Raw genomic sequence first — 12410 nt, forward strand, 5'->3', positions numbered from 1 at the left:
AATGGCGCAGCAGCGGGATGCATTCAGGCAGTCAGGCGTTCACGCAAACGCCCGAGCATGCCGAGCAAACTGCCGACCTTCTCCCGATCACGTTCTTCACGCGGCTGCTGCGCCAGGCGGGTGACTACCTGCGCCGGCTGCGCGCGCCAGATCTGCGCCTGTTCGGCCGCTGCCAACAAGCCCTTGTCGAACAGCCCGCGACGAATCGGCTTGGGCAGGTAACGGAAAATCTGCGCTTCGTTGATCAATTTGAGTAGCGCCTGGGTATCGCAGAACGGCGTAACCACCAGGCTGAGCAGACGTGGATGGGCCTGGGCTAGGCTTTTCAGCAGTGGTGCAGTGTCTTCCCCAGCCACTTGCAAGTCACTGACCAGCAGATCAATCGGCTGGCTGTTAAGCAGCATCACGGCGTCGCTCAGCGAAGCCGAGCGCAGCAGACGATGACCGCCGGCCACGCAGAACTCGGCCACCACATCCAGAGTCGACGCATCCTCATCCAAGAGCAGCACATTGAGCGCCGCCGGCGGTATGACTGCCGAGACTTTCGGTGCCTGCAACTGGCGTGCAGCAATCTGCGCGGCCTGGCGCAGGGTGAAGGCCATCTCCTGCTGATCCCAGGGCTTGGTCAGGTAACGGAAGATACCGCCGCTGTTGAGCGCCTCCACGGCGGCATCCAGATCGCTGTAGCCGGTCAGCAGAATGCGCAGGGTATCGGGGACAATCTCACGCGCCTGGGCCAGCAGCTCGGCACCGCTCATCTGTGGCATGCGCTGGTCGCTGACGATGATCTGCACATTCTCGCTTTTCAGCCGCTCCAGGGCGCGACGCGGGTCGCTCTCGGTCAGCACTTCATATTCACGGCGAAACTGCAGGGCCAGGCTGCGCAGAATGCGCTCTTCATCATCAACAAACAGAATACGAATCGGCTCGCTCATATCAGGCACTCCGTTGTAGTGGCAGCGCCTGCGGACGCGGCAGGCGGATCAGAAAGCGCGTACCGCGCCCAGGCTCGGACGCTGCGCGGATCTGCCCGCCGTGGTCCTGGATGATCTTGTAGCTGATTGATAGCCCCAGGCCGGTGCCCTGGCCCACCGGTTTGGTGGTAAAGAACGGATCGAAGATGCGCGCCAGCACTTCAGGTGGCATGCCACGCCCGGAATCCTGCACGGAAATGCACACGGCACTGTCGTCGGCCCAGGTTTTCACCAGGATCTGACCGAAACCATCGATGGCCTGGGCGGCGTTGTTGAGCAGGTTGAGCAGCACCTGGTTGATCTGCGACGGCGCACAGGGAATGCGCGGCAACTCGCCAAGCTGCAGGATGGTTTCGGCCTTGTCCTTGATGCCGTTACGGGCAATCACCAGGGCGCTGCGGATGCACTCATTGAGATCGACCTCCTCGCTCATGGCGCGGTCCAGGCGGGCGAAATCCTTCAGCCCGACCACCAGCTCGGCAATCTGCTGCAGGCCATACAGGGTGTCGCTGAACAGCTGGGTAAAGTCCTCCACCAACAGTTCCGGAGCAGCCTTAGTACGGGCTTCGGCAGCAACCTCCAGGGCCATGGCCAGGCGCGCCTCATCACAGGTCGGATCGTTCAGGCAATCGCCCAGAGCAGCCTGCGCCTCGGCCAGTTCAAACAGCGGCGCACTCAGTTCGCGCAGTAGCTGCACATTGTTTTTCACATAACCCAGCGGGGTGTTCAGCTCGTGGGCGACGCCGGCGACCATCTGCCCCAGGGATGCCATCTTCTCTGACTGTACCAGTTGAGTCTGCGATTCCTTGAGCTCAACAAGCGCCTTGCGCAGCACCAAATTGCGCTGGGCGATGCGCGCCTCCATGGCCTTGAGTAGATCGAGCACAGTGCCCAGGCCGCGATACAGGCCTTGGGCGTCGACCAGGATAAAGTCCTCAGTAATCGGGTACTGCAACTGCCCGGTGATCTGCTTGGCCGCATCCTCCAGGCTGGTATCCAGGCTGACCACCAGCGGTGCCGCATTCATCACCTCTTGCACCGCGTGACGGCCGCGCAAATCGCGACCGAAGCGCTGCATAAAGATGTCCTGCAAGGTGGTGCGACTGACCAGGCCCAGCGGCCGGCCGGCGCTATCTACAATGGGCAGCGAGAGAAAAGCTTTGAGCTCCGGCGTCAGCAGACGATCCGCCACATCAGCGATGCTCATGTCTGCAGCCAACGGCGAAACCGGCTTGAGCAAGCGCGTGAGCGCGCTGACAGTGGTCATCGGCAGACTCCCTGTGCGTTGGAAAGCCGCCATTCAACCAGCGCCAAGTTGCCGCCATGTGACAGTCATCACATTTAACCCCGCACGCCAGAGCCTTGCGCGCCTCCCGTCGAAACGCTGTTGCCGTTTAATTACCGACTGCCGCGCGCTATGGTGGCTGCTCAACTCTGCAAGGATGGTGTTATGACCTGGTATATCTGGCTGTTCATACTTCTGGTATTGGGCTCAATCGTGGGCGGCTTGATGGTGCTGCTGCGCACCGCCAAACCACTGCCCTTGAGCGAAGAACAGCTGACAAAGATTCACCAGCGTGAACGCGAACAGGCAGCCAAGGACGCTGACCAGCGCTAACCCCATTACAAGGATGTTTCATGCCACTGCATCTGCGCCTGCTGCTCCCCGCCCTGTGCCTGGCAAGTGGGTTTGCCCTGGGTTATATCCACCTGGCGGGGTTGGCCGCTGGAGCCGCACTCGGTGCATGGCTGTTGTATGTCGAAAAGCACCTACACCCAGCACTGTGGACAGGACTGAGCCTGCTGGCCTGCATTGCCTTTGCCGCACACCTCGTCCCAGGCTTTAGCGCCACACCGTTATGGTCGCCACGCCAACTCAGCGTCGATGCCGCGCCATACGCACTGCGCCTGTCCTGGGACAAGTTGCTGGTAGGTGTCACGCTGCTGGCCTGGTGGCTGGGGCAGAAAACGCCGAGCAAGCCACTACCCATAAACGCCTGGCTCACCGCCGCACTGACGTTGCTCGGTGTACCGCTGATGGCGTTGGCGCTAGGCTTGGTGGGCTGGCAGCCGAAATGGCCAGACGGGTTTTGGCTGTGGTTGGCGGTCAACCTGGGAGTGGCCGTGCTGGCCGAAGAATTACTGTTTCGCGCCTTGTTGCAGCGCCACCTGGTCAGTTGGCTCGGTGCCTGGGCGGGGATTGGCCTGACGACGCTGCTGTTTGCCGCGGTGCACCTGCCCTTCAGTCCTTTATTCGCGGTGGTAGCCGGGGTCGCCGGACTGGGCTATGGGTTGATTTTTCATTTCAGCGGACGCATCAGCCTGGCCATCGCCCTGCATGGTGCAGTCAATGTGCTGCACCTGCTGCTACTGAGCTATCCGTTGCGCGCGGCATAACCGCAACCTGATAGCGGCTAAAAATCGCTTCCAACTGGCCGCTATCGCGCAGCGGCTCATACAGCGCCACAAACTGCTCAGGCGTGATCGGCGACTGCGGGCGTAACAGCACATGATGGCGATAGCGCTGGTCGGCACGCTCGGAAATTAACGACTGCCCTGCGTATTGCCGATTACGCTCCAGAAAATCCCCAATGTAGGAGCGCGTGACCAAGGCGATCTCCGCCCGTTCGTGCAATACCATCAATAGATTGCTTTCGTGGGAATGGGTCAAGGTGGCGTTAAAGGTCTTGGTCAGGTGTTCAGGCGAGGAATCAAAGCCGGCAAAGGCATAGTGATAGCCATGATAGAGGGCCAAGCGCTTGTCTTTGAGCGAGTCGAAATAGTCTTGACCACGGTTCGCCTTTGCGCGGGCTACAAACACTTCAGAGTCTTCCAGCCCCATGTCCAGAGCCACATGTGGGACGTTCTGCCAGCCCCAACCGGGGTTCTCGAAAATCGCCAGGTCGATACGCTGCTGCTTGAAATCACGAAAGCGCCGCTTAACCGCGGTTGGCACCATGACAAAGTGGAAATCCGTTTGGGCCTGATTCAGTGCCACGACCAACTCTTCGAGCAAGCCGGTGGAGCGCGTCTGCTCGGCTTTGAACACATAAGGTGGGAAGTACACAGAGGCCACGCGCACTTCCTGCGCGGCCATAAGTGGCCCGGCGAGCAACAACGCCAAACCCGTGCCCAGCCCTCTAATTACCCTGCGTCCTAAGAACCCCATTTGACGACAACTTCCTTATTTTTTTGAGTACCAGCAGCCTACCCCAGGAAAATCTGACCGAACAGAGCGTTTTCAGTCATTTATAAGTGCCGATGCGTCACGCAGATGGTAGCGATTAAGCAACTTATCCAGCTGTTTATCATGATTGAGTTGCTCAAGCAGCCGGGCAAAAGTGTGTGGCTGTATCGTCGACTCCGGACGGAAGAGTGCTTGGTGCTGGTATATCTGATCGACTCGCTGGGAAACCAGCAACGCGCTGCTTTGCTCAGGGTAGTGCTGCTGATACGAGCGTAGGTATGAACGTGTCACGACGGCCACATCGGCGCGACCGCGCAGGAGCATGATCAGATTGCTGTCGTGGGAATAGGTCAACACCGCGTTGAATGCATGGGTTAAAAACTGTTTGTCCGAGTTAAACCCGGCAAAACCATAGTGATAGCCGCTGTACAGGGCCATCCGTTTACCCGCGAACTCGTCGAAATAATGCTCATCACGACCTGGCTGCCGACGTGCCACATAGACTTCGGCATCTTCGACACGCAGGTCCAGCGCAGTGTGCGGGGTATCCTGCCAGCCCCAAACTGGGGACTCGAACAGCATCAGGTCGAAACGACCACTTTGCAGATCGCGATAACGCCGCATGGCTGAGGTCGCGACCAGGCTGAAGCGGTAGTCGCTTTGCATCTGATTGAGTGCCTGCAGCAATTCGGGCAGCAGCCCGCCAGGGCGCTCGCTTTCGGGTTTAATCACATAAGGAGGGAAATGGTAGGCCCCCACTCGTACATCTTCTGCGGCCTGCACAGCGCACACCGCAGAAAACATCAATCCGAGCAGTACCCACCGTAACAACGCGGCCACACAGCGAACCTCAGAAAAAACGCAGCGACTTCTTCCGTGACCTAAGACACCAGTAATCCATTGGCGCCAAAATACTATCAATAGGCCATGTAGCGTAGCTGAATTTCCTCAAGCGTCCTTTAGTACCAGCGACAGGGCCTCTTCGGCCAGTTGATCAAGAGTCATGGGGCCTTCTGGACGGAACCAGGTTGTGGTCCAACTCAGCGCACCCGTCAGCAGGCGACGCAGAATAAACGGGTCAGCTTTGAAGTAACCAGCCGCCTTCGCCTCGCCCAACACCTGCAGCCAGAGCTGCTCGTAGGTATCACGCAAATCGAGAATAAACGCCTGACCGGGCTCCGACAGCGAACGCCATTCGTACACCAGCACCGCCATGGCCTCACCGGTGCCACCCATGATTGATTGCAGCTCGCAGCGGATCAGCGCCAGCACGCGGCCGCGCAGGTCCGTCGCTTCGGCCAGCGATGCCTGCATCAACGCGGTGTTGTAGCGGATGGTCTCCTCCATCACCGAACGCAGGATCTCGTCCTTACTCTTGAAGTGATGAAAGATGCTGCCGGACTGAATGCCCACGGCACTGGCCAGATCACGCACCGTGGTGCGTTCATAACCCTTGCTGCGAAACAGGTGTGCTGCGGTTTGCAGCAGCTTGCCGCGTGCACTGCCCGGATCGGTGATCTGTCCGCTGGCCACCAGTTGCTGCATCACCGCCTGCGCTTGTTGATCATCCACGCTAAGTACTCTCCAACTCTCTTTATGCCTCGGGCCAAGCGGCCCAGCCTGCAATTGCACGCTGGTTCTCAGCTGGTTTACCCAAGTGCTTGTCGTTATTAGTGAAATTTATGCTGCACCAGCCACCCAAGCAAGCGCTTGGCCACACTTTCGGTTAGAAAGATTCGCCGCGGGGCTTTTCAACCAAGCGCTTGCTTGGTAGCCTTCAATTCACCTTATTCATGTGTTGCGGACCTATTCCAATGACTAAAACCGTACGCATCGGCTGCGCTTCCGCCTTCTGGGGCGACACCAGCACCGCCGCCGCCCAGCTGGTAAAGGGCACCGAACTGGATTACTTGGTATTCGACTACCTGGCCGAAGTGACCATGTCGATCATGGCTGGCGCGCGGATGAAGAAGCCGGATGAAGGCTACGCCCGCGACTTTGTTGAAGTGCTGACACCGCTGCTAGGCGAGATCGCCGCGAAGAACATCCGCGTGATCAGCAACGCTGGCGGCGTCAATCCGAGCGCCTGCGCGGCTGCCCTGGCCGCTGTCTGTGAGCAAGCCGGGGTCAACCTGAAGATTGCCGTACTGCATGGCGACAACCTGCAACCCAAGCTCGGTGAACTGGCCAAGGCCGGCACAGTCGAGATGTTCAGTGGCGCGCCATTGCCGCCCTTCTGCGTTTCGGTCAACGCCTACCTCGGCGCCCCGGGTATTGTCGAAGCCTTGAAACTGGGTGCGGATATCGTCATCACCGGTCGCGTAGTCGACAGCGCCGTGGTCAGCGCCGCGCTGGTGCATGAATTCGGTTGGAACTGGAGCGACTACGACCAGCTGGCTCAGGCCGCGCTGGCCGGGCATATCATCGAATGCGGCGCGCAGTGTACCGGCGGCAACTTCACCGACTGGGAAAGCGTGCCGGACTACGAACATATCGGCTTCCCCGTGGTGGAAGTGGCAGCCGACGGCAGCTTTGTCGTGACCAAGCCGGATGGTTCCGGCGGCTTGGTCACGCCTTTTACCGTGGGCGAGCAAATGCTTTATGAAATCGGCGACCCACGGGCCTATTACCTACCCGATGTGCTCTGCGATTTCACCCAGGTGCAACTGAGCCAGGTCGGCGACAACCGTGTGGAGCTAAAAGGTGCGCGCGGCCTGCCGCCGACTGATCAATACAAGGTCAGCGCCACTCACCCAGACGGTTTCCGCTGTACCGCCAGCTGCTTGATGGCTGGTATCGATGCGGTAAAAAAAGCCCAGCGCGTCAGCCAGGCGATCATCAGCAAGACCGAAGAAATGTTCGTCGAGCGCGGCTGGGGGCCTTACAAGGAAGTCAGCATCGAGCTGCTGGGTTCCGAAGCCACCTACGGCCAGCGTGGCCAGCGCACCGACACCCGCGAGATCGTGATCAAGATCGCCTTGCGCCATGCGAAGAAAGAAGCGCTGATTCTGTTCTCTCGCGAGATCGCCCAGGCAGCCACCGGCATGGCACCGGGGCTGACCGGCATAGTCGGTGGTCGCCCTACGGTTTACCCGGTAATCCGCCTGTTCAGCTTTCTCGCTGACAAAGGCGCCTGCGCGATGGAAGTGGAACTGAACGGCGAACGCACACCTGTCGCACTGCCGCAGATCGCGGTGCTGGATAGCGCACAGATCGCCGCCGATATATCCGCCCCGCTACCAAGCGGCCAGGCCGACGCCTGCGTACCGCTGATCAAGTTGGCTGTGGCGCGTTCCGGCGACAAGGGCAATCACAGCAATATTGGCGTAATGGCCAGAAAGCCCGAGTACTTGGCCTGGATCGCCGCTGCGCTGAGTGAGGGTGCCGTGGCCGAATGGATGCAGCACGCGCTGGATGCGCAAACCGGCAAGGTTAGCCGCTGGTATCTGCCCGGCAGCCATAGCCTGAACTTCCTGCTGGAGAACGCCCTGGGCGGCGGTGGCGTCGCCTCCCTGCGCATCGACCCGCAAGGCAAGGCCTTCGCCCAACAGTTGCTGGAATTCCCGATACCGGTGCCCAAGGCGCTGGCCGCTAGCCTCGAACAAGGACAATAACAATGAGCTACGACTCGGTGTTTAAACCCGGCCTTTTTAGCGGCCAGACCATCATGGTCACCGGTGGCGGCAGCGGCATTGGCCGTTGCACTGCCCATGAACTGGCGAACCTCGGTGCCCATGTGGTGCTGGTCGGGCGCAAGCTGGAAAAGCTCGAAGCCACCTGCGGCGAAATTATTGAAGATGGCGGCCAAGCCAGTTTCCAGGTATGCGATATCCGTGATGAAGAAGCGGTCAAGGCCATGGTCAAAACCGTGGTCGCCGAGCGCGGGCAGATCCATCACCTGGTCAACAACGCCGGTGGCCAGTTCCCCGCGCCACTGATCGGCATCAACCAGAAAGGCTTCGAAACCGTGGTGCGCACCAACCTGGTCGGCGGTTTTCTGATCGCCAAGGAAGTGTTCCTGCAGAGCATGAGCAAACACGGCGGCAGCATCGTCAACATGCTCGCCGATATGTGGGGCGGCATGCCCGGCATGGGCCACTCCGGTGCGGCGCGCGCCGGCATGGAGAACTTCACCAAGACTGCTGCCTACGAATGGGGTCATGCCGGGGTACGGGTCAACGCCGTAGCACCGGGCTGGATCGCCTCCAGCGGCATGGACACCTACCCCGAATCGATGAAGAACATGATCCGCTCACTCAAGGATCACGTGCCGCTGCAACGCATTGGCAGCGAATCGGAAGTGGCCGCCGCCATCGTCTTCCTGCTCACGCCAGGCGCCAATTTCATCAGCGGCAATACCATCCGCATCGACGGCGCAGCGAGCCAGGGCACGCGCGCCTGGACCCTGGGCAAGGCGAAGAACAGCGAAACTTATAACGGCTTCCATCGGGCCTACGTGCCTGACGTACTCAAGGGCGAGGAGTAACGCCATGCCGGTAATCCATTCCGAGATTGACGTGCATGGTGAGGACTTCGCCAAGAACCGCGAAGCCATGCTCGCTGCCGTCGACAGCTTTCGCCAGATCGAACAGAACTGCCTAAACAAGGCTGCCGAGGCCAAAGCAAAATTTGAAAAGCGCGGCCAGTTGCTGCCGCGTGAGCGCCTTAACCTGCTGCTCGACCCCGGCGCGCCCTTTCTTGAACTGTCGTCGCTGGCTGGCTACAAGTTGCATGACGACAAGGACGGCACCCAGGCCGGTGGCGGGATTATTTCCGGTATCGGTTATATCGCCGGGGTGCGCTGCCTGGTCACCGCCAGCAACAGCGCAATCAAGGGCGGCACCATCTCCCCCACCGGCCTGAAGAAAACCCTGCGCCTGCAGCAGATCGCCTTCGAGAACAAACTGCCGGTGGTGGCGCTGACCGAAAGCGGCGGCGCCAACCTCAACTACGCCGCGGATATCTTCGTCGAAGGCGCGCGCGGCTTTGCCAACCAGGCGCGCATGTCGGCCATGGGGTTGCCGCAAATCACCGTGGTGCACGGCTCCAGCACCGCAGGTGGGGCCTATCAGCCGGGGCTGTCTGATTATGTGGTGGTGGTGCGTGGCAAGGCCAAGATGTTCCTAGCCGGCCCGCCGCTGCTAAAGGCCGCCACCGGCGAGATCGCCACCGACGAGCAACTGGGTGGCGCCGAGATGCACGCCCAGGTCGCCGGCACCGCCGAATACCTGGCGGAAAACGACGCCGACGGCGTACGCATCGCCCGCGAAATCCTCACCATGCTGCCGTGGAATGCCCAACTGCCGGCGCGCCCAGTCAAGGCCTTCAGCGAGCCGCTGTATCCGGTCGAAGAGCTGCTCGGCCTGGTGCCGGCCGACGCCAAAAAGCCCTACGACGTACGCGAGATCATCGCCCGCATTGCTGACGGTTCGGCGTTTCTCGACTTCAAGAACGAGTTCGACAACCAGACGGTCTGCGGCCACTTGCAGATCGAAGGCCAGCCCTGCGGCTTTATCGGCAACAACGGCCCGATCACCCCGCAAGGCGCGGCCAAGGCGGCACAATTTATCCAGCTGTGCGAGCAGAGCAATACGCCGATCCTGTTCTTCCACAACACCACCGGTTTTATGGTCGGCACCGAGTCGGAACAACTCGGGGTGATCAAGCACGGCTCGAAGATGATCCAGGCTGTGGCCAACGCCACGGTGCCGAAACTGACCATTGTCGTCGGCGGTTCCTACGGGGCCGGCAACTACGCCATGTGCGGCCGTGGCCTGGACCCGCGCTTTATCTTCGCCTGGCCCAACAGCAAAACCGCGGTGATGGGCGGCGCCCAAGCCGGCAAGGTGCTGCGCATCGTCACTGAGGACAAGCACGCTAAGGAAGGCAAGGAAGCCGATCCGAAGATGCTCGACATGCTCGAGCAAGTCACTGCGCAAAAACTCGACAGTCAGTCCACCGCGCTCTATGGCACTGCCAGCCTGTGGGACGACGGCCTGATCGACCCGCGCGATACGCGCAAGCTGCTCGGCTACCTGCTGGATATCTGTGCCGAAGCCGCTGTTCGCCCGCTTAAAACCACCACTTTCGGCGTAGCCCGCCTGTAACCCTTCGGAGAATAAAAAATGATCTTCACCCAAGAACACGAAGAGCTGCGCCGCACGGTCCGTAACTTTGTCGACAAGGAAATCAACCCGCACGTCGAGCAGTGGGAAAAAGACGGCCGCTTCCCGATCCACGAAATTTTCAAGAAAGCCGGCGACCTCGGCTTGCTGGGCATCTCCAAGCCGGAAAAATTCGGCGGCATGGGCCTCGACTACAGCTACTCGATCGTCGCGGCTGAAGAGTTCGGCACCATCATCTGCGGCGGTATCCCGATGTCCATCGGCGTGCAGACCGATATGTGTACCCCGGCGTTGGCGCGCTTCGGCTCCGATGAGCTGCGCGAAGAATTCCTCAAACCGGCAATTACCGGCGAGATGGTCGGCTGTATCGGCGTTTCCGAAGTCGGCGCCGGCTCGGATGTGGCCGGGCTGAAAACCACGGCCAAGAAAGACGGCAGCGACTACGTGATCAACGGCAGCAAGATGTGGATCACCAACTCCCCGTCCGCTGACTTTATCTGCCTGTTGGCCAATACCAGCGACGACAAACCGCACGTCAATAAATCGCTGATCATGGTGCCGATGAACACCCCAGGCATCACTCTCAGCCCGCACCTGGACAAACTCGGCATGCGCAGTTCGGAGACCGCTCAGGTGTTCTTCGACAACGTACGCGTGCCGCAGCGCAATCGCATCGGCCACGAAGGTGCCGGTTTTATGATGCAGATGCTGCAGTTCCAGGAAGAGCGCCTGTTCGGCGCGGCCAACATGATCAAAGGCCTGGAGCACTGCATCAACGCCACCATCGACTACTGCAAAGAGCGCAAAACTTTCGGCAATGCGCTGATCGACAACCAGGTCATCCACTTCCGCATGGCCGAGTTGCAGACCGAAATCGAATGCCTGCGCGCCCTGGTCTACCAGGCCACTGAGCAATACGTGCGCGGCCGCGACGTGACCAACCTGGCCTCCATGGCCAAGCTCAAGGCCGGCCGCCTCGGCCGTGAAGTCACCGACAGCTGCCTGCAGTACTGGGGCGGTATGGGCTACATGTGGGAAAACCCGGTGGCCCGCGCTTACCGCGATGTGCGCCTGGTGAGCATCGGCGGCGGTGCCGACGAAATCATGCTGGGCATTATCTGCAAGCTGATGGGCATTCTGCCTGGCAAGAAAAAATAGCCGGGAGCTATTTTTAACGTCGCGTAGCGACGGCCCGAAGGGTGGCCGCCAGGGATGGCAGGCCATAAGAAGACTGATCCGTAGGGAGGGTGCAACCCGCGCTGATGACAACGCGGGTTGCACCCGCCCTACTTCAACGGAACGATGAAATGTCTCTACCGAACTGCGAAACCCTGCTGCTGAGCCTCGACGCCGGCGTGCTGCACATCACCCTTAATCGCCCGGACAGCCGCAATGCCATGAGCCTGGCCATGGTCAGCGAATTGCGCGCGGTGCTGGAAAGCCTGCGCAATGATCTGAGCGTGCGCGTGATTGTCCTGCGCGGTGCCGGTGGGCACTTCTGCGCCGGTGGCGATATCAAGGATATGGCCGGTGCCCGAGCGGCCGGTGGCGATGCCTACCGCAGCCTTAATCGCGCCTTCGGCAGCCTGCTGGAAGAAGCACAGAACACCCCCCAGGTGCTGATTGCCGTGCTGGAAGGCGCAGTGCTTGGTGGCGGCTTTGGCCTGGCCTGTGTGTCGGATATCGCCATCTGCCAGCAGGACGCCAAGTTCGGCCTGCCGGAAACCACCTTGGGCATTTTGCCAGCGCAAATAGCCCCTTTCGTGGTCAAGCGTATCGGCCTGACCCAGACCCGCCGCCTGGCACTAACCGCCGCCCGCTTCAATGGCAGCGAAGCCGAACGCCTGGGCCTGGTGCATTTCAGCGAAGCCGATAGCGAAGCCGTCGACGCCCGTTTACACCAGGTACTCAGCCAAGTACGCCAATGCGCCCCCCAGGCCAATGCCCAGACCAAAGCCCTGCTACTGGCCGCCGAACACGAAGCCCTCGGACCACTGCTGGACCGCGCCGCCGAGCAGTTTGCCGCAGCGGTAACCGGCGGCGAAGGCATCGAGGGCACCATGGCCTTTATGCAAAAACGTGCACCGAAGTGGGCTGCTGAATAAGCCCCCTACAACATGACCT

General features: G+C 60.4%; 12 protein-coding genes. 7 read left to right on the forward strand and 5 right to left on the reverse strand.

Annotation, left to right across the window (positions count from 1 at the left end; all coding sequences use genetic code 11):
- Positions 1 to 23: 23 nt before the first annotated feature.
- On the reverse strand, positions 24 to 935 hold the full coding sequence (locus ALTER154_RS00915) for a response regulator (protein ID WP_160084871.1): 912 nt from the start codon (positions 933 to 935) through the stop codon (positions 24 to 26).
- A gap of 1 nt (position 936) precedes the next feature.
- Positions 937 to 2241: an ATP-binding protein gene (locus tag ALTER154_RS00920; protein WP_160084872.1), complete on the reverse strand. Its 1305-nt coding sequence runs from the start codon at positions 2239 to 2241 to the stop codon at positions 937 to 939.
- A gap of 183 nt (positions 2242 to 2424) precedes the next feature.
- Here ALTER154_RS00920 and ALTER154_RS00925 point away from each other — a divergent pair, with 183 nt between their 5' ends.
- Together ALTER154_RS00925 and ALTER154_RS00930 are read left to right on the forward strand one after the other, a co-directional pair.
- Positions 2425 to 2592, forward strand: coding sequence for a DUF2897 family protein (locus tag ALTER154_RS00925; protein ID WP_090247932.1), 168 nt, complete (start codon positions 2425 to 2427; stop codon positions 2590 to 2592).
- 20 nt (positions 2593 to 2612) lie between these two features.
- Positions 2613 to 3371 carry a CPBP family intramembrane glutamic endopeptidase gene (locus ALTER154_RS00930; RefSeq protein WP_160084873.1) on the forward strand — a complete coding sequence of 253 codons (759 nt, stop codon included), beginning with the start codon at positions 2613 to 2615 and terminating at the stop codon, positions 3369 to 3371.
- Here ALTER154_RS00930 and ALTER154_RS00935 read toward each other — a convergent pair.
- The 3 genes from ALTER154_RS00935 to ALTER154_RS00945 all read right to left on the reverse strand — a co-directional run bounded on the left by ALTER154_RS00935 (position 3322) and on the right by ALTER154_RS00945 (position 5733).
- Positions 3322 to 4143 (reverse strand): amino acid ABC transporter substrate-binding protein, encoded by an 822-nt coding sequence (locus ALTER154_RS00935; RefSeq protein ID WP_372239908.1) that lies wholly within the window; start codon positions 4141 to 4143, stop codon positions 3322 to 3324. The genes ALTER154_RS00930 and ALTER154_RS00935 overlap by 50 nt on opposite strands.
- A gap of 72 nt (positions 4144 to 4215) precedes the next feature.
- Entirely contained in the window at positions 4216 to 5001 is a 786-nt protein-coding gene (locus ALTER154_RS00940; protein ID WP_241693705.1) for an ABC transporter substrate-binding protein, read from the reverse strand.
- Between the two features lie 108 nt (positions 5002 to 5109).
- On the reverse strand, positions 5110 to 5733 hold the full coding sequence (locus tag ALTER154_RS00945) for a TetR/AcrR family transcriptional regulator (protein WP_160084874.1): 624 nt from the start codon (positions 5731 to 5733) through the stop codon (positions 5110 to 5112).
- A 242-nt stretch (positions 5734 to 5975) separates the two neighbouring features.
- Here ALTER154_RS00945 and ALTER154_RS00950 point away from each other — a divergent pair, with 242 nt between their 5' ends.
- From ALTER154_RS00950 to ALTER154_RS00970, 5 genes are all read left to right on the forward strand, one after another.
- Positions 5976 to 7775 (forward strand): acyclic terpene utilization AtuA family protein, encoded by a 1800-nt coding sequence (locus ALTER154_RS00950; protein ID WP_160084875.1) that lies wholly within the window; start codon positions 5976 to 5978, stop codon positions 7773 to 7775.
- A 2-nt stretch (positions 7776 to 7777) separates the two neighbouring features.
- Entirely contained in the window at positions 7778 to 8647 is an 870-nt protein-coding gene (locus ALTER154_RS00955; protein WP_160084876.1) for an SDR family oxidoreductase, read from the forward strand.
- 4 nt (positions 8648 to 8651) lie between these two features.
- On the forward strand, positions 8652 to 10268 hold the full coding sequence (gene atuC, locus ALTER154_RS00960; RefSeq protein ID WP_160084877.1) for a geranyl-CoA carboxylase subunit beta: 1617 nt from the start codon (positions 8652 to 8654) through the stop codon (positions 10266 to 10268).
- An 18-nt stretch (positions 10269 to 10286) separates the two neighbouring features.
- Complete coding sequence (gene atuD, locus ALTER154_RS00965; protein WP_160084878.1) at positions 10287 to 11444, forward strand: citronellyl-CoA dehydrogenase; 1158 nt, start codon at positions 10287 to 10289, stop codon at positions 11442 to 11444.
- 149 nt (positions 11445 to 11593) lie between these two features.
- The gene (locus ALTER154_RS00970) at positions 11594 to 12391 is read left to right on the forward strand and encodes an enoyl-CoA hydratase/isomerase family protein (protein WP_160084879.1); all 798 of its coding nucleotides are present in this window, start codon (positions 11594 to 11596) and stop codon (positions 12389 to 12391) included.
- Positions 12392 to 12410 lie beyond the last annotated feature (19 nt).

It is taken from the genome of Pseudomonas sp. 9AZ (assembly GCF_902506525.1).
GTDB classification, from domain to species: domain Bacteria; phylum Pseudomonadota; class Gammaproteobacteria; order Pseudomonadales; family Pseudomonadaceae; genus Aquipseudomonas; species Aquipseudomonas peli.

Coding starts and splice junctions, on each gene's coding strand:
- ALTER154_RS00915 (WP_160084871.1), bottom strand. CDS start 935: ATGAGCGAGCCGATTCGTATTCTGTTTGTTGATGATGAAGAGCGCATT.
- ALTER154_RS00920 (WP_160084872.1), bottom strand. CDS start 2,241: ATGACCACTGTCAGCGCGCTCACGCGCTTGCTCAAGCCGGTTTCGCCG.
- ALTER154_RS00925 (WP_090247932.1), top strand. CDS start 2,425: ATGACCTGGTATATCTGGCTGTTCATACTTCTGGTATTGGGCTCAATC.
- ALTER154_RS00930 (WP_160084873.1), top strand. CDS start 2,613: ATGCCACTGCATCTGCGCCTGCTGCTCCCCGCCCTGTGCCTGGCAAGT.
- ALTER154_RS00935 (WP_372239908.1), bottom strand. CDS start 4,143: ATGGGGTTCTTAGGACGCAGGGTAATTAGAGGGCTGGGCACGGGTTTG.
- ALTER154_RS00950 (WP_160084875.1), top strand. CDS start 5,976: ATGACTAAAACCGTACGCATCGGCTGCGCTTCCGCCTTCTGGGGCGAC.
- ALTER154_RS00955 (WP_160084876.1), top strand. CDS start 7,778: ATGAGCTACGACTCGGTGTTTAAACCCGGCCTTTTTAGCGGCCAGACC.
- atuC (WP_160084877.1), top strand. CDS start 8,652: ATGCCGGTAATCCATTCCGAGATTGACGTGCATGGTGAGGACTTCGCC.
- atuD (WP_160084878.1), top strand. CDS start 10,287: ATGATCTTCACCCAAGAACACGAAGAGCTGCGCCGCACGGTCCGTAAC.
- ALTER154_RS00970 (WP_160084879.1), top strand. CDS start 11,594: ATGTCTCTACCGAACTGCGAAACCCTGCTGCTGAGCCTCGACGCCGGC.